This window comes from Caballeronia sp. LZ043 (assembly GCF_031451075.1).
In the GTDB taxonomy this organism is placed as follows: Bacteria; Pseudomonadota; Gammaproteobacteria; order Burkholderiales; family Burkholderiaceae; genus Caballeronia.
Genome location: NZ_JARUXT010000001.1, coordinates 681,185 through 704,332, shown reverse-complemented (window position 1 = coordinate 704,332; position 23,148 = coordinate 681,185). Strand labels below are relative to the sequence as shown.

General features: G+C 65.1%; 17 protein-coding genes and 1 pseudogene. 7 read left to right on the top strand and 11 right to left on the bottom strand.

The genetic code is table 11. The features are described from left to right. Nucleotides 1–66: 66 nt before the first annotated feature. Both QCE64_RS03215 and QCE64_RS03210 read right to left on the bottom strand, forming a co-directional pair. Nucleotides 67–1,494, bottom strand: a complete 1,428-nt coding sequence (locus tag QCE64_RS03215) for a PKD domain-containing protein (protein ID WP_310004129.1) — start codon at nt 1,492–1,494, stop codon at nt 67–69. 43 nt (nt 1,495–1,537) lie between these two features. Beyond that, nucleotides 1,538–2,509, bottom strand: a pseudogene (locus QCE64_RS03210) (glycosyl hydrolase family 18 protein); the annotation flags it as partial. Between the two features lie 551 nt (nt 2,510–3,060). Here QCE64_RS03210 and QCE64_RS03205 point away from each other — a divergent pair. Next, entirely contained in the window at nt 3,061–4,197 is a 1,137-nt protein-coding gene (locus tag QCE64_RS03205; protein WP_310002639.1) for a winged helix-turn-helix domain-containing protein, read from the top strand. A gap of 88 nt (nt 4,198–4,285) precedes the next feature. Here QCE64_RS03205 and QCE64_RS03200 read toward each other — a convergent pair whose 3' ends face one another. The 4 genes from QCE64_RS03200 to apbC form a co-directional block, all read right to left on the bottom strand. Continuing rightward, the gene (locus QCE64_RS03200) at nt 4,286–6,571 is read right to left on the bottom strand and encodes an arginine/lysine/ornithine decarboxylase (protein WP_309914367.1); all 2,286 of its coding nucleotides are present in this window, start codon (nt 6,569–6,571) and stop codon (nt 4,286–4,288) included. Between the two features lie 105 nt (nt 6,572–6,676). Beyond that, nucleotides 6,677–7,246 (bottom strand): dCTP deaminase, encoded by a 570-nt coding sequence (gene dcd, locus QCE64_RS03195; protein ID WP_309807537.1) that lies wholly within the window; start codon nt 7,244–7,246, stop codon nt 6,677–6,679. A 168-nt stretch (nt 7,247–7,414) separates the two neighbouring features. Then, a complete protein-coding gene (locus tag QCE64_RS03190) occupies nt 7,415–7,948 on the bottom strand; it encodes a superoxide dismutase family protein (protein ID WP_309929424.1) in 534 nt (177 codons plus the stop codon). A gap of 118 nt (nt 7,949–8,066) precedes the next feature. Beyond that, nucleotides 8,067–9,155, bottom strand: a complete 1,089-nt coding sequence (apbC, locus tag QCE64_RS03185) for an iron-sulfur cluster carrier protein ApbC (protein WP_309929423.1) — start codon at nt 9,153–9,155, stop codon at nt 8,067–8,069. A 263-nt stretch (nt 9,156–9,418) separates the two neighbouring features. Here apbC and QCE64_RS03180 point away from each other — a divergent pair, with 263 nt between their 5' ends. Further along, complete coding sequence (locus tag QCE64_RS03180; protein ID WP_309914358.1) at nt 9,419–10,075, top strand: OmpA family protein; 657 nt, start codon at nt 9,419–9,421, stop codon at nt 10,073–10,075. 235 nt (nt 10,076–10,310) lie between these two features. Here QCE64_RS03180 and QCE64_RS03175 read toward each other — a convergent pair whose 3' ends face one another. Further along, nucleotides 10,311–10,730, bottom strand: a complete 420-nt coding sequence (locus tag QCE64_RS03175) for a type II toxin-antitoxin system HicB family antitoxin (RefSeq protein ID WP_309914354.1) — start codon at nt 10,728–10,730, stop codon at nt 10,311–10,313. Nucleotides 10,731–10,765: 35 nt separating this feature from the next. Further along, nucleotides 10,766–10,945, bottom strand: a complete 180-nt coding sequence (locus QCE64_RS03170) for a type II toxin-antitoxin system HicA family toxin (RefSeq protein ID WP_309914351.1) — start codon at nt 10,943–10,945, stop codon at nt 10,766–10,768. A gap of 220 nt (nt 10,946–11,165) precedes the next feature. On the opposite strand from QCE64_RS03170, the gene metG reads away from it, so the two are divergent. Continuing rightward, a complete protein-coding gene (gene metG, locus QCE64_RS03165; protein ID WP_310002637.1) occupies nt 11,166–13,331 on the top strand; it encodes a methionine--tRNA ligase in 2,166 nt (721 codons plus the stop codon). Nucleotides 13,332–13,420: 89 nt separating this feature from the next. On the opposite strand, the gene QCE64_RS03160 is transcribed toward metG, so the two are convergent. Then, nucleotides 13,421–17,560 carry a translocation/assembly module TamB domain-containing protein gene (locus QCE64_RS03160; RefSeq protein ID WP_310002635.1) on the bottom strand — a complete coding sequence of 1,380 codons (4,140 nt, stop codon included), beginning with the start codon at nt 17,558–17,560 and terminating at the stop codon, nt 13,421–13,423. Nucleotides 17,561–17,597: 37 nt separating this feature from the next. Next, nucleotides 17,598–19,403 (bottom strand): autotransporter assembly complex family protein, encoded by a 1,806-nt coding sequence (locus QCE64_RS03155; RefSeq protein WP_310002633.1) that lies wholly within the window; start codon nt 19,401–19,403, stop codon nt 17,598–17,600. A 430-nt stretch (nt 19,404–19,833) separates the two neighbouring features. On the opposite strand from QCE64_RS03155, the gene QCE64_RS03150 reads away from it, so the two are divergent. The 4 genes from QCE64_RS03150 to panD all read left to right on the top strand — a co-directional run bounded on the left by QCE64_RS03150 (nt 19,834) and on the right by panD (nt 22,252). Beyond that, on the top strand, nt 19,834–20,022 hold the full coding sequence (locus QCE64_RS03150) for a DUF3460 family protein (protein ID WP_309811417.1): 189 nt from the start codon (nt 19,834–19,836) through the stop codon (nt 20,020–20,022). 116 nt (nt 20,023–20,138) lie between these two features. Beyond that, on the top strand, nt 20,139–20,924 hold the full coding sequence (locus QCE64_RS03145; protein ID WP_309919587.1) for a ScpA family protein: 786 nt from the start codon (nt 20,139–20,141) through the stop codon (nt 20,922–20,924). Nucleotides 20,925–20,993: 69 nt separating this feature from the next. Continuing rightward, complete coding sequence (gene panC / locus QCE64_RS03140; protein WP_310002631.1) at nt 20,994–21,827, top strand: pantoate--beta-alanine ligase; 834 nt, start codon at nt 20,994–20,996, stop codon at nt 21,825–21,827. A 38-nt stretch (nt 21,828–21,865) separates the two neighbouring features. After that, a complete protein-coding gene (panD, locus tag QCE64_RS03135) occupies nt 21,866–22,252 on the top strand; it encodes an aspartate 1-decarboxylase (RefSeq protein ID WP_309914336.1) in 387 nt (128 codons plus the stop codon). A 170-nt stretch (nt 22,253–22,422) separates the two neighbouring features. Here panD and QCE64_RS03130 read toward each other — a convergent pair whose 3' ends face one another. Then, nucleotides 22,423–23,049, bottom strand: a complete 627-nt coding sequence (locus QCE64_RS03130; RefSeq protein ID WP_309914332.1) for a ParA family protein — start codon at nt 23,047–23,049, stop codon at nt 22,423–22,425. Between the last annotated feature and the right edge of the window lie 99 nt (nt 23,050–23,148).

The following is a 23,148-nucleotide window of genomic DNA, read 5'->3' as shown; positions in this document are numbered from 1 at the left end:
CTTGAAGACGCCGCCGCGCGGCCGCTCCGGGACAGCGTCGGCCGCCCCGCCCGGCCGGACCGCGCGTCAGACCGCGCCCTTGTCGATCCACGGCTTGGCGTCCGCCGCGGTCTTGCCCGTGCAGGCCGGATTGCCCGGCTCGTCGTACGACGTGGCCCACCACTGCGTCACGTAGGTGTGCAGCCCCTGGCCTTTGTAGTTGTGCGTCACGGTCGAACCGCCCGGATAGTCTTGCGGCACCCAGGTGCCTGTGTTGCCCGCCGGCGCGACGGTCACGGTCGTCGTGGCGGTCGAAGCCGGACCGCTGCCTCCGTTGCCCGTTACCGTGAGCTGGACCGGATACGCGGTCGTGCTGCTGACCGCCGGCGCCGTCACGTTCACGCTCATGCCGCGCGACTGGTCGAACGGCAAGCCCGGTGCGCTCCACAGATAGGTCAGCACACCCGGACCCGTCGATGCCGCGCCCGACAAGGCCAGCGGTCCGCCCGCCTGAACGTTGGTCGTCCCGGTGATCACGGCAGTGACCGGCGTGGACACCGGCTTCGCTTCGAGGCACACCGTCTCGCTCGCGCTCGACGTGCCGTCGCTCACCGAAAGCTGCACGAGATAGTCGGTCACCTCGGTGACAGTCGGCATCGACGCCGCGACGCTCACCTGCGTGGAGCCGTCGAACGGCAGGCCGGGCGCGTTCCACAAGTAGGTCAGCGCATCGCCGTCAGGGTCGGACGACTGCGCACCCGACAGTTTGAACGGCGTACCCGCATCGAGCTGCACCAGCAGCTTCGCGACTGGCGGATGATCGCTGTCCGACTGCACGTCGAGTTCGAGCTTCGCGGTATCCGTGCCGCCTCGGCCGTCGTCGACCGTCAGGCTGACCGTGTACTTCGGCGCAGCGTTCGCCGGCACGGCGCCGCTCACTTCCATCGTGGTCGCGCCATCGAACGACAGGCCCGGCGCCGACCAGCGGAACGTGAGCGCGTCGCCGTCGGTATCGCTGGAACGCGCGCCCGTATAGGTCACGGTCGCGCCCGCCGCGGCCGTGGCCGGACCGTCGATGACGGCGACCGGCGGATGATTCTCGCCCGTCACGTTGATGCCCTTGAAGTAGAACGGCTCCATGTCGACATGCTCCACCTCGATCTCGTTGCCGAGACCCTCGCGCGCCGCATTGACGAGCAGGCCGTTATCCAGGTCGATGGTCCACGTGAACAGTCCGGCCAGCCCGCGCTCGCGCACGTACTCGCCCTTGGCCTTCACGGTGCGGGGCGTATCGACGGACAGGAACAGCCGCGAGTCCGGGCTGTAGAGATAGTCGGCATCGGCGATTTCGTCGGTGTAGACGTTGTAGCCGTTGATGCCGGCCTGGTTCTCGAGATCGACATAGTTGTAGATCAGGTCGTACCACTCGGTGACGCCCGACTCGAAGCTGCCGGTGGTCGCCCTGGCCCGGATCGTAGCTGCCCTGGAGCGGTGAGAAGCTCGCGATGTTCGCATTGCGCCCGCTGCGGCTGTAGGCGGCGTAGCCCAGCGCGACCCGCTCGAGCGGAATGCCGACGGTCTGTTCAAGATAATCGACGGCGGCATCGATGCTGAAGCCGTCGGCGTTGAACGGATGCAGGTTCGTGTGATGCGCGAGTCCCTCCGACCACGGCGTGCCGAAGAAGTCATAGGTCATCAGATTGAAGCCGTAGACGCCGGCCTCCAGCATCTTGTCCAGATGAGCGGCCTTCATCTTGTCGACGTCCGCCGACACCGCGATGCTGATCTTCACGTCCTCGCGGCCGGCCTGCTTCAGCGCCGCGCCCAGTTCGCTCACGAGGGTCGCGAAATTCGGCGCGTCGCTGGCGTCGTAGGTGTTGCCCGTGTTGCCTTCCGCGCCCGGGTATTCCCAGTCGAGATCCAGTTCGGTGAACATCGGGAAGCGCGACAGGATGTCCAGCACGCTACTGATGAACGTCTTGCGCTTGCCGGCGTCGGCGGCGACCCAGTGGAACGCCTCGCTCATGGTCCAGCCGCCGATGCTGAGCGCCATCACGAGGTCCGGGTTCTTCTCGTGCAGCTTGCGCAGCCCGCCGAGCACGCCCTGCGCCTTGTTCTGATAGAACAGCTCCGTGTAGCTGCCGCTGGCGGGCGTCGAGAAACCGCAGTCGATATACGAGCTCACGTCGCCCCATGCATCGACGAAGGTGGCTTCGTTCGGGCTGCACGCGAAGTCCTGCGCGGCCTGCTGGATGGGCGCGCAGTTCTCGCCCTTGTCACCGACGATCCCCAGGAAGCCGATGATGAGCTTGTCGTAGGCGAACGGATCGAGCGCCATCAGGTCGATGCCGCGGCCGCAATCCGCGTCGCCGAAATCGCCGAGGTAGCGGCCGTCGTACTGCGACCAGTCCGTGTAGTAGCCGGACACCTTCTTGTCGTTCGACTTGTAGCGGTTGTACACGCGCTTCGCCACGCGGCCGGACGTATAGCTGAAATCCTGTGTTTCCGTTTTCGGATCGTAGGCGTTCATGCCGTACTTCTTTTCGGTCGCGCCCTTCGCGCCATAGGTGTTGCCGGGATCGCCGTTGTAGACGAGCTTGCTGTTCGGGCGGCCGCCTTCGACATTGCGGTTCGTCATGACCTCGTTCGATACGGCGTGGTTCGTTGTCTTGCATGTGTTGCTCATTGCATTCCTCCTGATCCAGTATGAAAAGGTTCGTCTGCCCGGTGCGCTTCGTGCCCCGGGGTGACAGGACCATGTTCAGGAATGCAGGCGAACAATGACATGGGAAACGTGTGGAAGACTCAATGTCCGCCGCGCGTCGCCGTCGTCCACATCGACAGGCCCGTGCAGGCGGCTTGATTTCATTCGGGAACTGCAACCGCGCCTGGTCAAGCCCTGCTCGACGCCTTGAAGACACGTCTGTCGAAATGCATGCGGGTCTTCAACGCCAGGACAGCGCCATCGCCTTGGGTGTGTCCCTCCTATGTCCGTCCCTCGTGCGCAAACGTGTCAGTTCTTCCATGGTCTCCGACCCGCCTCTGTTGCTACGGTAAGCGTCTTCAACGCACGAGGACATGATGGACAACGCAAGGAGCAGCACACGATTCGACTGGCAACACGACCGCGTCTGCAGCGGTCAGGTCGCCGCCCGCATATCGGGTCAGGAAAAAGAAGTCCTGCGGCTGCTGGTGACGGCGCAGGGACGCGTGTGCGAACGCGAGGAACTGATGGATGCCATCTGGGGGCCGCGCGCCGCCTACATGGACGATCTCTATCTCACGCAGTTGGTGTATCGCGTGCGCAAGGCGCTGAAGCCCTTGGGCCTGTGCGAGCGCATCGTGACCATGCCGCGCATGGGCTATCGCTTCGATGCGGAGGGCTTGCAGCTGCAGGACCTGCCCGGTGCGGAAGGCATGGACGAGCCGCCCGCGCACCAGCTGCGTGGATGGCGCGCGCTGCTGGAGAGATGTCGCCCGGCGCGGCGCGATGCCGGTGCGAACCGCGTATTGCAAGCCGCACCGTCCGTACCGGGCGGCCTGCCGGTCATTCACGCCCGGCTCGGGACCGTGACGTTCGCGGGCACGACCGGCCATCTCACCGGCTTCGAACGCGCACTGCTGGAAGCCTTCGTCGAGCAGCCCGACGTCACGCTGCGGCGCCAGGAGTTGATCGTGCGCATCTGGGGCAACGAGGAGAACATCGACGTGCACCGGCTCACGCGTCTCGTGTCCCGCTTGCGACGCTCGCTCGAACCACTGGGTCTTGCTCATCGCATCGTTCACGTGCCGGGCGTCGGCTATCGCTTCTGCGCGATGGACCCCGCTGCGGAAGCGCACTCCGCGACGCACGGGATGGCGCGCGACGAAACGTCCTGTACGCCGTCGTTGTCGGGACGGGCCGGCGTGCGGCTGCCCGGATTACCCGCGTCGGCCACACTGGCCATGGCGGTTCTGCTGACGCTCTCCAACAGCCATCCGACACCCGCGCATCAACGCGCCCTGCGCCCGGTCAGCCTGACGCGATGCGACCGGCAGGTCGTGCACGATGTCTTCGTTCGCGACGTGGCCGCGTCACTGTCGATCAAACCGCATGGCTCGATGACCGAAGCCGTGGACGACGCCTGGTGCGACGTCATCAAGGACCTGCACGCGGCCGGCTGCCGCAGCGTCAGCGACATGCCCGCGTCCTATTCCGCACACAGGCTGGGCAGCTGACATGGCGCTGCGACACTCATAAAAAAAGCCCGCGCAGGCTGTCGGGCCTGCGCGGGCGCCAGATGCCAGACCTGCGACGCGCTATGGATCAGCCGCGCACGCAGTCGACGAAGTATTCGACCCGGCCGTTGATCATCTCGCCGACCAGCCCGTGGATGTCCGTATGGAAACCGGGGAAGCGCTCGTTGAACTCGCGCGCGAAGCGCAGGTAATCGACGATCGTGCGGTTGAAGCGCTCGCCCGGGATCAGCAGCGGAATGCCCGGCGGATACGGCGTCAGCAGGATGGAGGTCACGCGCCCTTCGAGTTCGTCGATGGGCACCCGGTCGATCTCGCGGTGCGCGAGCTTGGCGAACGCTTCGGACGGCTTCATCGCCGGCTCCATGCTCGACAGGTACATCTCGGTGGTGAGGCGCGCGATGTTGTTGGCGCGGTACACGCTGTGAATCTGCTCGCACAAATCACGCAGGCCGATGCGCTCATACGACGGATGCTGCGCGACGAACTCGGGCAGCACGCGCCACAGCGGCTGGTTGTTGTCGTAGTCGTCCTTGAACTGCTGGAGTTCGGTGACCATCGAGTTCCAGCGGCCCTTGGTGATGCCGATCGTGAACATGATGAAGAACGAATACAGCCCGGTCTTCTCCACGATGATGCCGTGCTCGGCCAGATACTTCGTGACGATCGCGGCCGGAATGCCGGTCTCGCCGAATTCGCCGTCCACGTCGAGCCCCGGCGTGATGATCGTCGCCTTGATGGGGTCGAGCATGTTGAAGTTCTCGGCGAGCGCGCCGAAGCCGTGCCAGCGGTCGTTCGGCTTGAGCATCCACTCCTCGCGGTCGCCGATGCCCTCTTCCGTCAGCGCCTCGGGGCCCCAGACGGTGAAGAACCAGTCGTCGCCGTATTCGGCGTCGACCTTGCGCATCGCGCGGCGGAAGTCGATCGCCTCCGCAATCGATTCTTCCACCAGCGCCGTGCCGCCGGGCGCTTCCATCATCGCGGCGGCCACGTCGCAGGACGCGATGATCGCGTATTGCGGCGACGTGGACGTGTGCATCAGGTACGCCTCGTTGAAACGATGGCGGTCGAACGTGCTGTTCTCGCTGTCCTGCACGAGGATCTGCGACGCCTGCGAGATGCCGGCGAGCAGCTTGTGCGTGGAGTGGGTCGCGAACACGAGCGCGCCGGTGCGCGGACGGCCCGCGCCGATCGCGTGCATGTCCTGGTAGAACGAGTGGAACTCGGCGTGCGGCAGCCAGGCTTCGTCGAAATGGAGCGTGTCGAGCATGTCGCCGAGCAGGTCCTTGATCATCTCGACGTTGTAGATCACGCCGTCATAGGTGCTCTGCGTGATCGTCAGGATGCGCGGCTTGATCTTCGGGTTCTTCGCCAGCGCCTCGCGCGCGAACGGATTCGCCTCGATCTTCTTGCGGATGTTCTCCGGCTTGAACTCGTCGCGCGGAATGGGCCCGATGATGCCAAAGTGATTGCGCGTCGGCGTGAGGAACACCGGAATCGCGCCGGTCATCGTGATGGCGTGCAGGATCGACTTGTGGCAGTTGCGGTCCACCAGCACGATGTCGTCGGGCGCGACCGTCGCATGCCAGACGATCTTGTTCGACGTGGACGTGCCGTTGGTCACGAAGAACAGGTGATCCGCGCCGAAGATGCGCGCCGCGTTGCGCTCCGAGGCCGCGACCGGGCCGGTGTGGTCGAGCAGCTGGCCCAGTTCCTCCACCGCGTTGCAGACGTCCGCGCGCAACATGTTCTCGCCGAAGAACTGGTGGAACATCTGCCCCAGCGGATTCTTCAGGAACGCGACGCCGCCCGAGTGCCCGGGACAGTGCCACGAGTACGAGCCTTCGTCCGCGTACTGCACCAGTTCCTTGAAGAACGGCGGCGCCAGCGCATCGAGATAAACCTTCGCCTCGCGGATCACGTGGCGCGCGACGAACTCCGGCGTGTCCTCGAACATGTGGATGAAGCCATGCAGTTCGCGCAGGATGTCGTTCGGCAGATGGCGCGAGGTGCGCGTTTCGCCGTACAGGAAGATGGGGATGTCGGCGTTGCGGCGGCGCACCGCCTCGATGAACGCCCGCAGCGCGACGATGGCCGAGGCCAGCTCGGGCGTGTCGCCTTCCACGACGACGTTGTCGGCGTAAGGCAGCAGTTCGTCGTCGTCGATGGACAGGATGAAGCACGACGCGCGGCTCGACTGCTGCGCGAACGCGGCCAGGTCGCCGTAGCTCGTCAGGCCGAGGACTTCGACGCCTTCCTTCTCGATCGCCTCGGCGAGCGCCCGGATGCCGGAACCCGAGATGTTCTCGGAGCGAAAGTCTTCGTCAATGATGACGACGGGAAAGCGAAACTTCATGAGGCGATTCTCCAAATGGAACGACCGCTGTCCGGGAAGCAATCCCGAAGCCAGCGGTCTTCGACCAAACGTCTGCCGTGTGCGTCTCGAAACGCGCGGCGATGATCAGGTTTTCGGCAGCGTCACGCCGTGCTGCCCTTGATATTTCCCGCCGCGATCCGCGTACGAGGTCTCGCACATTTCGTCGCTCTCGAAGAACAGGACCTGCGCGACACCTTCGTTCGCGTAGATTTTGGCAGGCAAAGGTGTCGTATTCGAGAATTCGAGCGTCACATAGCCTTCCCATTCCGGCTCGAACGGCGTCACGTTCACGATGATGCCGCAACGCGCGTAGGTGGACTTGCCGAGGCACACGGTCAGGCACGAGCGCGGAATGCGGAAATATTCCACCGTGCGGGCCAGCGCGAACGAATTCGGCGGGATGATGCAGACATCGCCCTTGAAGTCCACGAACGATTTTTCGTCGAAGGCCTTCGGGTCGACGATGGTCGAATTGATGTTGGTGAAGATCTTGAATTCGTCGGCGACGCGGATGTCGTAGCCGTAGCTCGATGTGCCGTAGCTCACGATCTTGCGGCCGTCCTCGGAGACCCGCACCTGATCGGGCACGAACGGCTCGATCATCTTGTGCTGCTCGGCCATGCGGCGAATCCACTTGTCGGACTTGATGCTCATAGGGGACGCTACTCAACGGTGAACGGCTCCGGTCTGGCGACCGCCGCCTGCTGTCAAACGAAGCCTGGCGCGCGGCGGCCTGTCCTGCCCCTGCCGCACCCGCCAGACGAAAGCGCGTATTTTACGCGATCGGGGCGCGGCGCCCGAGACACCGCGCGAGGCGCGCGCCTAGCGGCGAATCACGCCGCAGGCGAGCGCCGGTCCCACGTTGTGCGGCGCGCTCGCGTACGGGTCCATGGCCTCGCGGTGCAGCATGATGGCGCGGGAAATGACCGAGCGCACGCCGTCGAGCGAGACGTCCGTCGCCACGATGAAACCGGTTGCCGCGCCGTTCGCATCCGCGTGAATGTTGCCGAGTTCTCCCTCGAGACGGCTCGACGCGCGCCTGCGCTCCGAGGGCAGCGCGAATACCGGGCTGGTGTCCTGGTCGTTGACGGCGATGCAGTCGCCGCGCTCATGCACGGTCAGCGCGTGGTCGCTGTTGGGCGGCATGTCGGTGAGGCTGTAGGAAACTTGCACGCCGTCGGCGCGCTCGATCAGCGTGATGGTGCCGCGCGCGGCATTGCCGGGCGTCGGCTGGAGCACCGCGTCCGCGCGTTTTTCGTGGTTCTGGAAGATGAGGCCGCAGCCGCTCAGCATGAAGCTGCACGCGGCCGTCGCGATCAAGGCGTGGAGCGCCTTCCCGTCGAATCTGATTCTCATGCGATCCTCTCGGCGGCCCGCTGACGCCCTGTGCATCCACGCTGCCGCGCATCGAAGGCGACATGATACCGCGAGCCGCACCGCACAAGGCTCGCGGTGATCCGTTGCTGCGCTCCGCTCAGGTGTTCTGCACCACGATGCTCGGGAACTTCGAGCTCATGTCGCGCTGCCGGTCGGCCACCGCGATCGCGACGCGCCGTGCAATCGCGCGATAGGTCTCCGCAATGCGGCTCTCCGGCTGCGACACGACCGTCGGCTGGCCGGCGTCGGTGCGTTCGCGGATGGCGATGTCGAGCGGCAGCTGGCCCAGGATCTCGACGCCGTATTCCTTCGCCATGCGCTCGCCGCCGCCCGCGCCGAAGATGTGCTCTTCATGGCCGCAGTTCGAACAGATGTGCGTGCTCATGTTCTCGACGATACCGAGAATCGGAATGCCGACTTTCTCGAACATCTTCAAGCCCTTCTTGGCGTCCAGCAACGCGATGTCCTGCGGCGTCGTGACGATCACCGCGCCCGTCACCGGCACCTTCTGCGCGAGCGTCAGCTGGATGTCGCCGGTTCCGGGCGGCATGTCGATGACCAGATAATCCAGGTCCTGCCAGTTGGTCTGCCGCAGCAATTGTTCGAGCGCGGACGTGACCATCGGACCGCGCCAGACCATCGGGTTGTCCTGCTCGATCAGAAAGCCGATGGAGTTCGCCTGGATGCCGTGGCCGATCAGCGGGTTCATCGTCTGGTTGTCGGGCGACTCCGGGCGGCCCGTGATGCCGAGCATCATGGGCAGCGAGGGACCGTAGATGTCGGCGTCCAGCATGCCGACCGATGCGCCTTCCGCTGCGAGCGCCAGCGCGAGGTTCGCAGCCGTCGTGCTCTTGCCGACGCCGCCCTTGCCCGATGCCACTGCAATGATGTTCTTGACGCCCGGCAGCAGTTTCACACCGCGCTGCACGGTATGCGCCACTACCTGCGACGAAACGTCCACCTTCACGTCCGACACGCCGGCAATCTGCCGCAGCGCGCCCGCCACCTGCTCGCGGATGGTGTCGAACTGCGACTTCGCCGGATAGCCGAGCACCACGCTCACCGCGACCGTCGAGCCTTCGACGGACACGCTGCGAAAACTTTTCGTATCGACGAACTTGCGATGGGTAATCGGATCGGTCAGTGTGGCGAGTGCGGTGTCGATCTGCGCGCGATCAATGCTCATTGGGACTCCATGGAACGCTTGTTGCTCTCCGCTTGCGGCGCATTGCAACAAACTGACGAAATTGAAAGTAATTGTTATGAGCCGTTGCGCGTGGCTCGCGTGCGCTGCACTATCCCGCAGCAATTGTTTCCGGGGACGCATCGTACGGGACGCTCGGACAGCTTCCTCGTTATTGTAGAGGCTCGTCCGGAGGCCCGTTTGAAGACCCTCCCGCACTGTCGGCGCCTGCCGCCGAATGCTTGTCGATTCAAAGGAGATCAAAGATGAATACGAAGTTGATGACTCGCCTGTCCGTGCTCGCCATCGCGGGCTCCATCCTTGCCGGCTGCCAGACGCAGCAGGGCACCAACACGGCAGTCGGCACCGGCGCGGGCGCCGCGACCGGCGCGGCGATCGGCGCGATCTTCGGCGGCGGCAAGGGCGCGGCGATCGGCGCGGGCGCCGGCGCGGCGGCGGGCGGCATCGTCGGCTACAACTGGCAGGCCATCCGCAACAAGATTTCCGGCGACTCGAAGGGCACGGGCACGCAGGTGACCGAGCAGCAGGACGGTTCGCTGAAGGTGAACATTCCGAATTCGATCTCGTTCGATACGAACAGCTATGCCATCAAGCCTTCGTTCGATCCGGTGCTGAACTCGGTCACGCAGACGCTGCAGCAGCATCCGGAACTGGTGGCCAACGTCATCGGCCATACGGACAACACCGGCCAGCCGGCCTACAACCAGACGCTGTCGCAGAATCGCGCGCAGAGCGTCGCGTCGTACATCGCGACGCACGGCGTGGCGGCGCAACGTTTGTCGTCGCAGGGCATGGGCCAGAACCAGCCGATCGCCGACAACTCGACGGAAGCCGGCCGTGCCCAGAATCGTCGCGTGGAGATTTATCTGCGCGCAACAGCACAGCCGGGACAGGTACAGTAATCGGTTGATCTGAAAGGAGAATTCGCCGCGCCGAGGGCGTTACGGCGAGGGTTGCGGCACGAATGCGCAAGCGTCTGAAAAAAATTTGAAACTTGAACGCGCGGCGCGTGTCTGTCTTTACGGTAGGTGGATGGCCACGCCATCGCCTGCCATTCTCCTCTTGTCGTTGTTGCTCCGGGGCCCAATTGGACCCCGGTTTTTTTTGTGCGTACGGTTTGTGAACGCACCGGACTGATCACGCCACCGAGATTTTGAGACGCTTGCCGAGCGACAGGAACGCCGCTTCGATGGTCTCCAGCTTCGACGAATGACGCGGGTTCAGCAGGCGATCCACTTGCGGCATGTGGATGTTGAGCCGACGCGCGAGCTCTGCCTTGCGGACGCCCTGGCGAAGCATTTCGTTCTGCAAGAGCACCTTCGAGACGACCAGCGCCGGCAAGGACACGACTGGCTGGCCCTTTCCTGCCTTGGATGGCATGGGCACTTCGCGCTTTTCGTCGAAGTAAGCCTCGATTACCGTTTCGAGCGCGTCCAGTGCGTTCAAGAGGGCCTCGTCCTCGTCGTCACCGACTGAAACCGCCTCTGGAATATCCGGAAACGTGACCAGATAAGTGTTGTTGGTGTCGAGTTCCAGATTGACTGGATAAGACAGCATGATGGTGGATTCTCCGAAGAACATGGCAACCCCGCTTATTTCAATCCAAGTTGTTTCTTGATCTGCTGAACCAGCCCCGTTCCGATTTCCTTGCTGCCGTGATCGGGGAAGGAGCTGATCCTGCCGTTGAGGGTCAAGCGAAAATGGCTGCCTTTTCCCGGCTTCATTTCTACCCCTTGCTCGCGCAGCCACCTTCTGAACTCACTGTACTTCATACACTTCGATCTCCAACGTGTTCAATCGGAGCGCTGAAGATACAACACGAATGTTATCCCTCGCTAAGCGAAAAATGCAACTTTTTTGATGTATTTTATCGATGCTGGAAAGCATCAAATCAAGGCTTGCGAGGCATGAGGCGTCTGCCCATCATCGCCCTGCTAGAATCGATCTTTCGCCGATTTGATAATCCTTGCACTTCCTCCAGGCCGCGCCTCCATGTCAGCACCGATTCCAGCCACCGCCGCCGCCGCGCCCGCCGCTTCAACGCCCGATAGCGGCCGCCGCCAGGTCCTCGTCACGTCCGCGCTCCCTTACGCGAACGGTCAGATCCACATCGGCCATATGGTCGAGTACATTCAGACGGACATCTGGGTTCGCACGCTGCGCATGCATGGCCATGAGGTCTATTACGTCGGCGCCGACGACACCCACGGCACGCCCATCATGCTGCGCGCCGAGAAGGAAGGCATCACGCCGAAACAGCTGATCGAGCGCGTGTGGAAGGAACACAAGCGCGATTTCGACAGCTTCGGCATCTCCTTCGACAACTACTACTCCACCGACGCGGAGGAAAACCGCACGCTCTGCAATTCGATCTACGCCGCGCTGCAACAGGCCGGCCTGATCGAAGCACGCGACATCGAGCAGGCCTACGATCCGGTCAAGGAAATGTTCCTGCCGGACCGCTTCATCAAGGGCCAGTGCCCGAAGTGCGGCGCCAAGGACCAGTACGGCGACAACTGCGAAGTGTGCGGTTCGACCTACCAGCCCACCGAGCTCATCAATCCGTATTCGGTCGTCTCGGGCGCCACGCCGGTCCGCAAGACCTCGACCCATTACTTCTTCCGCCTGTCCGACCCGCGCTGCGAATCGTTCCTGCGCGGCTGGGTCAGCGGGCTCGCGCAGCCGGAAGCGACCAACAAGATGCGCGAATGGCTCGGCGACAAGGGCGAGGCCAAGCTCGCCGACTGGGACATCTCGCGCGACTCGCCCTACTTCGGCTTCGAAATTCCGGGCGCGCCGGGCAAGTACTTCTACGTGTGGGTGGACGCGCCGGTCGGCTATTACGCGAGCTTCAGGAATCTTGCGGACCGTCTCGGCCTCGCGTTCGACGACTGGGTGAAGCCCGGCTCCACGACCGAGCAGTATCACTTCATCGGCAAGGACATCCTGTATTTCCACACGCTGTTCTGGCCGGCCATGCTTGAGTTCTCCGGCCATCGCACGCCCACGAACGTGTTTGCGCACGGCTTCCTGACCGTCGACGGCGCCAAGATGTCGAAGTCGCGCGGCACCTTCATCACGGCGCAGAGCGTGATCGACACGGGCATCAACCCCGAGTGGCTGCGCTACTACTTCGCGGCGAAGCTGAACAGCACGATGGAAGACATCGACCTGAACCTGGAGGACTTCCAGGCGCGCGTGAACAGCGATCTGGTCGGCAAGTACGTGAACATCGCGAGCCGGGCAGCCGGCTTCCTGATCAAGCGCTTCGAAGGCCGCGTGCAGGACAGCGCGATGAACCATCCGCTGCTCGGCCAGTTGCGTGCGGCCATTCCGCAGATCGCCGGGTTCTACGAAGCCCGCGAATATGGCCGCGCGCTGCGCACGACCATGGAACTGGCTGACGCCGTCAACGCCTACGTCGATACCGCGAAGCCCTGGGATCAGGCAAAGGACCCGGCCAACAGCGTCGCGCTGCATGAAACCTGCAGCGTGAGTCTCGAAGCGTTCCGCCTGCTGTCGCTGGCGCTGAAGCCGGTGTTGCCGAAGCTCATCGAGGCCGTGGAAGCGTTCCTCGGCATCGCGCCGCTGGTGTGGACGGACGCGGCGCGGCCGCTGTCGTCGGCGAATCCGATCAACGCGTACAAGCACCTGACCACGCGCGTCGATCCGAAGCAGATCGAGGCCTTGCTCGCGGCCAACCGCGAATCGCTGCAGCCGGGCGCGGAAGCGGCCACAGCGGCGGCCGCACCGGCATCGACCGCCAAGAAGGACGCCAGGCCGAAGCAGGACCAGACGGTCCAGACGGACGAGAGCGGCATCATCTCCATCGACGATTTCGCGAAGATCGACCTGCGCATCGCGAAGATCGTCGACTGCAAGGCGGTGGAAGGCTCCGACAAGCTGCTGCAACTCACGCTCGACATCGGCGAGGAGAAGACGCGCAACGTGTTCTCCGGCATCAAGTCGGCGTATCAGCCGCAGGACCTGATCGGCAAGCTCACGGTCATGGTCGCCAATCTCGCCCCGCGCAAGATGAAGTTCGGCCTGTCCGAAGGGATGGTGCTGGCGGCGTCGGCGGCTAACGAGAAGGCGGAGCCGGGCCTCTACATCCTCGAGCCGCACAGCGGCGCGAAGCCCGGCATGCGCGTGAAGTAAGCGCGCCGCAAGGCATCGCTGCAAAGACAAAGGGCACGCGAATCGCGTGCCCTTCTTTCTTTCAGCCACGCGCTTGTGCCTGAAGAAGCTCAGTCCGCGTCGCCCGGCGGCGAGGCCTCAGTCGACGACGCCCCGGAAGCCGCCGCAGCCGAGTCCGCGGCAGACGCGACCGCCCGCGAAGACGCCCCCGACCACAACCGCGCCCACGAACTGAACCTGCGCGTGTAGGACAGATCGACGCCCTGATACGTGCCGCCATACACCGTCACGGCCCAGAAGCGCGACAGGTTGAGCGTCGCCTTGACCGCGTTGGCCGCCGATTGCAGCCCTTGCTCGTAGCCGATCACGAGGCGCTCGTTGATCGCCTTCGAGAGCAGCACGACTTGCGGATCGGTCAGGCCCACTTCGCTCGACCCCACCGTGAACTCGTCCAGCCCGACCGTCTGCGCGATCTTCGCGCCGCCCTTGCTGCCGAGCAGCGCGAGCGCGCTCGTCATCGCGCTCTGCTGGCCGACGTTGTTGCCCTGATCCGTACCGTGCCCGAACAGCAGCCACGAGAGCTTCTCGTTGTCGGGCACGCTCGGCTCGGAGATCAGCCGCGCGACCGGCGCCTGCACGGTGCCGGTCACCTGCACGCCGGCCTCGACTTCCTGATTGCGCCGCATCGCCAGGATGTTGATGCCCGGATTCGCCACCGGCCCGTTGAAGGTGAAGAAGCCGTTCTCGATGTTCAGCTTGCGCCCGAACGCGGTGTACGACGAGCCGGGCGTCGTCACGCGCACGTTGCCGACGGCGCGCAGCGGCATGTTCGGCGCGCTCGTCGCCGTGATCGAGCCGGCCAGCCCGAGATCCGCGCCCGCGCCCTTGAAGCGGAAGCGCTGGCCCAGATTGATCTCGATGTTCGCGCGCGGCGTGAACGGCCCCACCGGCTTGCCGGTCGCGGCCGTGAGCTGCTGGTTCTCGCCCTTGATGGTGCCGTCGGGGCGTTCGATCACCACGTCGTCGCCGAGCTTCGGCGCGGACGACTCCGGCAAGTCGATCAGCGCGTGATCGACGGTGAACTTGCCGTCGATCGCCATGCCGCCCTCCAGCCCCGCGTTGGCGATCTTCGCCTCGCCCGAGAGCGTGAGTTCGCGGTCCGGCGAGGCGAACAGCTCCAGCTTGTCCGCGATGATGCTCGCCGTCAGGTCGGGCTGCTGCTGGTCGAGCCGCACCTTGCCGGTTGCGCGCAGCGTGCCGCTCGCGCCATGAAACTCGACGCGCTGGAAATCCACCAGATTCTCCGCCAGCGCGATCCGGATGATGCCGTCCTTCAGCTGCACGCCCTGATCGACGACCGTCGCGGAGAGGTTGTCGCCCGTCAGCGAGCCCGACAGCGTCGGCTTCGCGACGATACCCGCGATCACCAGCTTCAGCGCCATCCGGCCGCCAAGCAGATAGTTCGCGCCGAGCAGGCCGCCGGTCGTGCGCAGTTCGGGAATATTGGCGTCGACGGCGCCGGTGAGCGGCGCGTTGTCGTCGACGGTGAGCATGCCGTCGCGATTCACGAGCGGCGTGTGCACGTTCGCGTCGATCACGCCGATGCGGCTCGCCTGCGCGTGCAGCGACGCGTTGAGCCGGTTGCCGCCGGAGAAGTCCGCGCGCGCCGTGATGTCCGAGACGCCGAGCGCGGCCACGCCGCGCGTCCCGTCGATGGTCACGTCGCCGGCGCGCCGCTTGATCTGTACGTGGCCAGTCGCCGTGGTGCCGAGCGAGAAGTCCCAGTCGCCGTCGAAGACGAGGTCGGTGCGGATCGGCGGCTCCGCGCCCGTCAGTTCCTGGCGCACTTCGAGCAGATGCGGCACCGACAGATTCGTCAGCGTGCCCGCCGACTGGATCCGGCCATGCTCCATCGCGAAGGACTTGAGGCTCAGCACCGCGCCTTCGGCAACCAGCCGCGTCGCGCCGAGCACGAGCCGCTGCGGCCCGTAGCTCACGGTCAGCGGCGTTTCGAGATTGACCGAGGGCGTGCCCTTGTTCGACAGCTTCGTGATCGTGCCGTCCCAGTGCGGACCGTCGGGCGCGTCGGTGAACTTGCCGTTCGCGCCGAGCGCGAGATTGACCGGCTGGCCGCGCACCTTGCCGGTCGCGGTCACGTCGAGCGTGTGATGCGCGCGCGTGCCGTTCAGGCTGGCGTCGAGATTCGCGACCTCGATGCCGTCCGTGCTCGCGTCGCGCGCCTTCAGCGTGAAGACGAGCGCGCCGTTCGCGCCGTCGCGGATATCGGCGCGGCCTTCCGCGTGGCCCAGCCGGTTGGCGCCGAACACGAGGCCATCGGCCTGATAATTCGCCGCGACGTTCGGATGCGCGATCGAGCCGGTCAGGTCGCCGTCCGCCTTGACCGTGCCGGCGATGCCGAAGCCGAGCCGTTCGAGCGCGGGCGCATCGACACGAAAGCGCAGCCGGTCGCCGGGCGCACCGAAGCTGCCGTTCAGATCGACATCGTTGCCCGCCACCGACAGCGACGCCTTGCTCGGCAACAGGCGCGTGCCCGCGACCTGCACGGTGCCATCGCCGGTCAGCGGCAGGTTGTCGTACATGCTGTCGTTGAGCTTGAACGTGGCTTTTGCTGTCAGCGTCGGCGCGAGCGTGCCGGCGGCGGCAAGCGTGCCGTTCACGCGCGCTTCCACCGGACGCGCAGCCGGCACGGGTTTCTTCGCGGCGCCCTTCTTCACCGGCGCGGGCTTCTGCGCGATCAGTTGCTGTTGCAGCAGCAGCGGATTGAAGTCGACGAACTTCGCCTTCAGGTCATAGCTGGAGTTCGCGTCCTTCTTCAGCACGCCGTTCGCCTCGACGCGGCCACGGCCCACCGTCAGCTTCACTTCGTCGAGCGTGGTTTGCTGCGGGTCGAGCCTGACCTTGGCCTGGGCGCGAATGGTCGCTTTCGGATCGTTGAGGTCGGCGCTGATGCTCTGCTTGTCGCCGTCCAGCACGATGCCGATGGGACCGGAGAAATCGGTGGGACGCAGGGTCGGTTCGATCGCGTTGAGGTCGAGCTTCGCCACTTTCAGGTCGAACTTGCCCTTGCCGCCCGCCAGCGATCCGCTGCCGGTCACGGTCGCGTTCTTCAGGAGCCGCACGTCAAGGTTCGTGATGGTCTGCGCGGAGGCGTCGAGCCGGACGTCGGCGTGCGCGTCGATGAGCGGCAGCAGCTTCTTGTCGATGGAACCCGGCTTCGCGTTGACGATCGACACCGGGCCGCTCACGACGAAGCCCTTCGCATCCGCGCCTTCGACCGGTTTCACTTCGGCGCGCACGGCCAGGTCCGCCTCGGGCGCCGCCGGGCTGAAGGCCTGCGGATTCACGTGATCGAAGGTGACGAGCGCCGACTTGAGCGGCACGTCGGCGAACGGCAGCGCTTCGACGTGCGCCCGGCCGTTCAGCTTCATGCCGCTGGCGTCGACATCGGCGATCAGGTCTTCGAGCGAGCCCGACAGCCGCGCGCTGACCGTCACCGCCTCATTGGCGACCTTGCCGGAATACCCGGCGTCGCCCGACAGCGGGAAAGGCCGCGCGCCGCCGTCCAGCTTGAGCGCCGCCGTCACCGCGCCGAACGGGGTATCGAGCCGCTGCACGGTCGCCTGGTGATGCTGGCCGTCGCTGCGGCCGCTGACGAGCAGGCGCGAGAACTCGGTGGTCGTCGTGCCCTGGTGCAGGCGCAGCTTATCCAGCGACACATCGTTGATGACGAGCTGGATCGGAATGCGCAGATCCTTCGGCAATTCCGTCTTCTTGCTGGGCTCATTCGACGGCGCAATGCGCGCATCGACCGTCCCCACGTGCAGATAGTCGATCGTGAAACGCAGCGGCTCGCGCGTCAGCGCCCAGCGGCCCGAGACGCTGTCCACCGCGATGTCCGTCCCCTTGCCGTCCCTCCAGTGGACGTCGCGCAGGCGCAGGCCGGTGGCGATCGCGCCGCCGTCGAGCGTGCCGGTCAGTTGCCCCTTGAGCAGCGACGTGGCCGCGTTCCATGCATAGCGCGTACCGCGCTCGGTGTTCAGCACGTACAGGACCGTGCCGATCGCCAGCCCCGCGATCAGCAGCACGACCAGCACCAGCACGCCGAGCCAGCGCGCGAGCCGCCGCGCGGCGCTACCGCGAGGCGGAGGCGGCGGCGCAGAAGTGCCCGCGCCGGCTTCGTTGCCGGGCGGCGGGGCTTCAGCGTCGCGGTGCGGGGTCGGCTCGGTCATGCGGGTTCACGGTTCCGTATCAAGGTTCTCATGCGCGTCAGAAGGCGATACCGAGCGTCAGGTACGGCTTGATGCTCTTGTTCTTCAGGCCATATGCCAGATCGACATTGACCGGCCCGACCGGACTGCGCCAGCGCACGCCAACGCCCACACCCGGCTCGAACACGCGCTCGCTCCAGGTGTCGGCGGCCGCGCCGATATCGAAAAACATCGCGCCGCCCCAGTCATGCGTGAACCAGTGCTGATATTCACTGCTGCCCGTCATCATGTATTTGGTGGGCAGGATCGAACCGGCCACGTTGTTGCCGATGCTCAGATAGCTGTAGCCACGGACCGAGTTCGCGCCGCCCGCGCGGAACAGCAGCGACGCCGGCACGCCGCTCGACGGCCCGCTCGTGAAGACGCCGCCGAACTCCGCGCGGAACACCAGCAGATCGTTCTTGCCGAGCGGCACGAACTGGAGCGCGTTGGTATAGAGCCGTGCGAAGGTCTGGTCGGTCATCGCGCCCTTCACCGCAAAGCCCGCTTCGGCGCGAATGATGTTGCCGCGGCGGGGAAACAGCGGATCGTCGACATTGCGGCGCACCCAGCTCCACGCCGGCACGAGCGCGCGCGCCGTCGACGGGTTGGGCTCGTTCTGCGTCAGGCGGTCGTCGTAGAAGGTGAGCGAGAAAGTCGTGTCGATGTTCTGCCGCGAACGCGAGCGCTGCACGCCGACCCGGCCGCTGTAGATGTTCGTGCTGGAGACATCGGTGATCGTGTACGAGCCGAACACGGCGTTGACCCAGCCATGTCCGTCGGGCGGCATCGCGAGCTGCACGCGTCCATACTGCTGCGTCTGATCCAGGCGGCCGGAAATGGTGAACGGATACGCGGCGTTGAAGGTGTTCAGGTAGCTGTAGGCGCCCTGGATGTGGAAACCGGTGTCGGTCGCGTAGCCGACGCCATAGCGAATGCTGTTGTACGGATACTCGGACACCTTCAGGTGCAGCGGCGTGTCCTGGGGCTTGTTCACGTCGTTGTCGACGTCGATGGCCACGCTCGCGTAGTACGGCGTGTTCTGCACCTGGCGCTGGAGTTCGTTGATGCGGGCGACGTCGTAGACTTCGCCGGGCTGGATCGGATTCACGTGATCGACGATCCACGCCGGATACCGCCGCGTGCCGCTCGCGTCGAGCTTGCCGAGCGTGAAGGTCGGACCGCTGTCGAAGGTGACGGAGAGATCGGCGAGATGCGCGCGCGGATTGATGCGCGCCTGCGAACGCACGATCTTCGCGCCGAGGTAGCGTTTCGATTGCAGCGCGCGCAGCGCGGCGTTCTTCGCGTCGTCCCAGCCGCCCTGCGTGAACGGATCGCCTTCGTTGACCGAGAACGCGAAGCGCGCCGCGTTCTCCTGCGCGCGGTCCTCGGTGGTCACCGCGCCCTTGAAGATGAGCTGCACCGAAGCCACCCGCGTGCGCGGCCCGGGATCGACGCTGATCTTGACGCTGCGCTTGCCGTCCTCGCTCGCGACGTCGGTGCGCACGACCGGCGAGAAATAGCCTTCGGTCGCGACGAGATCGCGTACATCCTTCGGCGCGGCCGTGATGAGGAACTGGATCTGGTCGTCGCTGACGTCGTCGCGCTTGGCGAAGCGGGACAGGTCGAGATTGTCCTTGAGCAGCTTCTTGATGCTGCGCGGCGCGTCGATATCGACGTCGTATTTCGCGAAAGCCGGAGTCGCAAAGCCAAACACGCCCAGCACGCCGCACGCGAGGAACGCGGCGAGCACGGCGGGAAAGCGCCTCGGGCACAACGGCTTGACGCGCAGCGCGCGCAGCGGATCAAACGAACGCCCCGCCAAACGTGACCTCCGGCATCGGGATGACTTGGATTTGAAAGGATGGCAACCGAGCGTGCAGCCGCCGCGTCGTCAGGCTTGCGCGGCGCGGCGGCAGGTTCCGGCGGCGCAGGCGCTATTTCACCACACTGGCGCAGGCCGGCGGCGCATTGCGGGCGGCGAAACGGCGCGGACGAGCGCGTTCCGCCTGCCGTTCCACCTGCCGTTTCGCCTGCCGTTTCGCCTGACAGGCGCGCCGGTTGGACGGCACACGGCGCGCGGGGTTCCGCGAATCACGTACGGACGTGGATCTTTCAGCGAGCGGCGTCGGCAGCGCAGGCTTGCGGTAAAATTGCGGCGCGCGGGCAGGAGCGGGCCACAGAGCCGCTTCAAGGAAGGCCACACCGCACCGCGCATCGAACCCCGCATCGACTCAACGGACAACGGAAGCCGGATCATGTACCAGTCGGACATCACCCAGTTCATCAATCAGCTGAAAGAGCAGAAGCCCACGCTGGAAGCCGAGCAACGCCGCGGCCGCGCGCTTTTGTGGGACAAGCAGCCGATCGACCTCGACGAGCGCGGCGAGCAGCAGCAATCGCGCGTGCAGCAGACGCCCTACGTCTACTACCAGAACTTCTGAACGTGAACGCAGCCGGCCACGAGCCGCCTTCGGCGCCCGAAGCGCGCCGTGAAGGCGCACGGGAAGACCGGGCGGTCGCGCTCGCCGCCCCCGCCACCGATTCGACGCCCGACACCATCGACGGCGTCGCGATCGCGCATCTGTACGGCGAACCGCTGTGGAAGCTCCCCACGGATCTCTACATCCCGCCCGATGCGCTCGAAATCTTCCTCGAAGCCTTCGAAGGCCCGCTGGACCTGCTGCTCTACCTGATCCGCAAGCAGAATTTCAACGTGCTCGACATCCCGATGACGGATGTCACCGCGCAATACCTGGGCTACGTCGACCAGATCCGCGAATCGAATCTGGAGCTTGCCTCCGAATACCTGCTGATGGCCGCGATGCTGATCGAGATCAAGTCGCGCATGCTGCTGCCGGTCAAGAAGGCCGACACCGGCGAGGAAGCCGAGGATCCGCGCGCCGAACTCGTGCGGCGCCTGCTCGAATACGAGCAGATGAAACTCGCGGCGCAGCGCATCGACCAGTTGCCGCAGCTCGGGCGCGACTTCCTGCGTGCCGACATTCATATCGAACAGGCGGCGGAGCAGCGCTTCCCGGACGTCGACATGAACGACCTGCGCGCCGCCTGGGCCGACGTCATCAAGCGCGCGAAACTCGTCCAGCATCACAAGATCTCGCGCGAGGAGCTGTCCGTGCGCGAGCACATGAGCGTGATCCTGCGACGCCTGCAGACCGCGCGCTTCATGGAGTTCACGGAACTCTTCGACACTTCGCGCGGCGTGCCGGTGGTCGTGGTGAACTTCATCGCGATGCTGGAGCTGTCGCGCGAATCCTTGATCGAGATCACGCAGGCCGAGCCGTATGCGCCGATCTACGTCAGACTCGCGTACGCTCCCGCCTGACACCGCTCACCCCTTGGCTTGTTCAGACGCGGCCGCATCGAGGCCGTGCCGACAGGAGACACCCGCTCGATGAAAGTCATCAGCTCCATTCATGAACTGCGCGACCAGTTGCGCGGCCAGAACCGCACCGCCTTCGTGCCGACGATGGGCAACCTCCACGAAGGCCATCTCTCGCTGATGCGTCTCGCGCGCCAGCACGGCGACCCGGTCGTGGCCAGCATCTTCGTGAACCGCCTGCAGTTCGGCCCGAACGAGGACTTCGACAAGTATCCGCGCACGCTGCAGGACGACATCGAAAAGCTGCAGAAGGAAAACGTCTACGTGCTCTTCGCGCCGACCGAGAAGGACATGTATCCGCAGCCGCAGGAGTATCGCGTGCATCCGCCGCACAATCTCGGCGACATTCTCGAAGGCGAATTCCGCCCCGGCTTCTTCACCGGCGTGTGCACGGTGGTGATGAAGCTGATGTCGTGCGTCCAGCCGCGCGTCGCGGTGTTCGGCAAGAAGGACTATCAGCAGCTGATGATCGTGCGCGCCATGTGCAACCAGTTCGCGCTGCCCACGGAAATTGTCGCGGCCGAGACCGTGCGCGAGGACAACGGGCTGGCGCTCAGTTCGCGCAACCGCTTTCTCTCGGACGCCGAGCGCGCCGAGGCGCCGCATCTCGCCGCGCAGTTGCAGCGCGTGCGCGAGGCCGTGCTGTCGGGCAATCGCGATATCGCCGCGCTCGAGCGCGAAGCGATGAACGCGCTCGCCGGACGCGGCTGGAAGCCCGACTACATCAGCGTGCGCAAGCGCGTCGACCTGCTGCCGCCGGGCGAGGCGGACGCGGATGCGCCGCTCGTCGTGCTGGCGGCGGCGAAGCTCGGCGCGACGCGTCTGATCGACAATCTGGAAATCTGAAGTATCTCAAGCATCTGAAGGAAGAGGAAAGAAGCACCATGCAGCGCACCTTGCTGAAATCGAAAATCCACCGCGCGACGGTCACGCATTGCGAGCTTCACTACGAAGGTTCGTGCGCGATCGACGAAGACCTGCTCGACGCCGCCAACCTGATGGAGAACGAGCAGATCGACATCTGGAACGTGAACAACGGCGAGCGCCTGACCACGTATGCGATCAAGGGCGAACGCGGCAGCGGCATGATTTCGCTGAACGGCTCGGCCGCGCGGCGGGCGCAACTGGGCGATCTGGTGATCATCGCGGCGTTCGCGCAGGTGGACGAGGAAGAGATCAAGGCAGGCTGGAAACCGGATCTCGTGTTCGTCGATGAGAAGAACCGCATCAAGGGCAGCCGGGATCACGTGCCGGTGCAGAGCTGGACGTAGGGGAAGCGCGTCTCCGCGCCTTGCTGGCGGGGCGCAACGCCGAAATAGCCGTATAGCAGCTAAAACGGATTGAGCTGCTATGCGGCTAAATCCGGGCAAACGGGCCGATTTGATCGCATTCGCCGTTGCCCGGCCCTGGAAAACCTCCGACCGCTAATCAGGCTCGCCCCCTACTTCTTCCCCGCCCACTCCACGATCGGCGCCCACTGCTCCAGATCCTTCTCGACCCGGCTCTTCGCCACGTCCCACACCGTCAAGCCGTGCGCGGCGAGCTGCACGTAGTTCTGCGTGTCGCGCAGGAAGCCGAGCACCGGCAGCTCCAGCCCCTCGACGAAACGATGCAGTTGCTCCGCCGAGCGCGTGCGTGCATCGACCCGCATGCCCACCACGCCAATCTCGATCGCGCCCTTGCGCACCGCCTTTTCCTTCGCCAGACGGGTGAGGAAGTCCTGGGTGGCGAGGATGTCGAACATCGACGGCTGCAGCGGCACGATGACCTTGTCCGCCAGTTCCAGCGCCAGCGCGAGGCGGTTGCCGTGCACGCCGGCGGGCGTATCGACGACGGCTTTTTCCAGACCTTTGGGAGGCTTCGCCGGGGAATCGACATCGACGCCCCATTCCTCGATCTTCGGCAAGGTGTCCACCCGTAGCGAAAGCCACGCGTGGGAGGAGCGCTGCTTGTCGAGATCGGCGAGCGCCACCCATTCGCCCTGCGCTGCGAAATAGCCTGCCAGATTGGTCGCGAGCGTACTCTTGCCTACGCCGCCCTTCGGATTTGCCACCACGATCACGGTCATTAAAGGTCCCGGAGAAAGTTCGGCGCGCCGCCCGGACGAGGCCGGACGACACGCGTTTTCGTCTTTATTGAATGAAATTCCTGGCGGATGCCTGTTTCG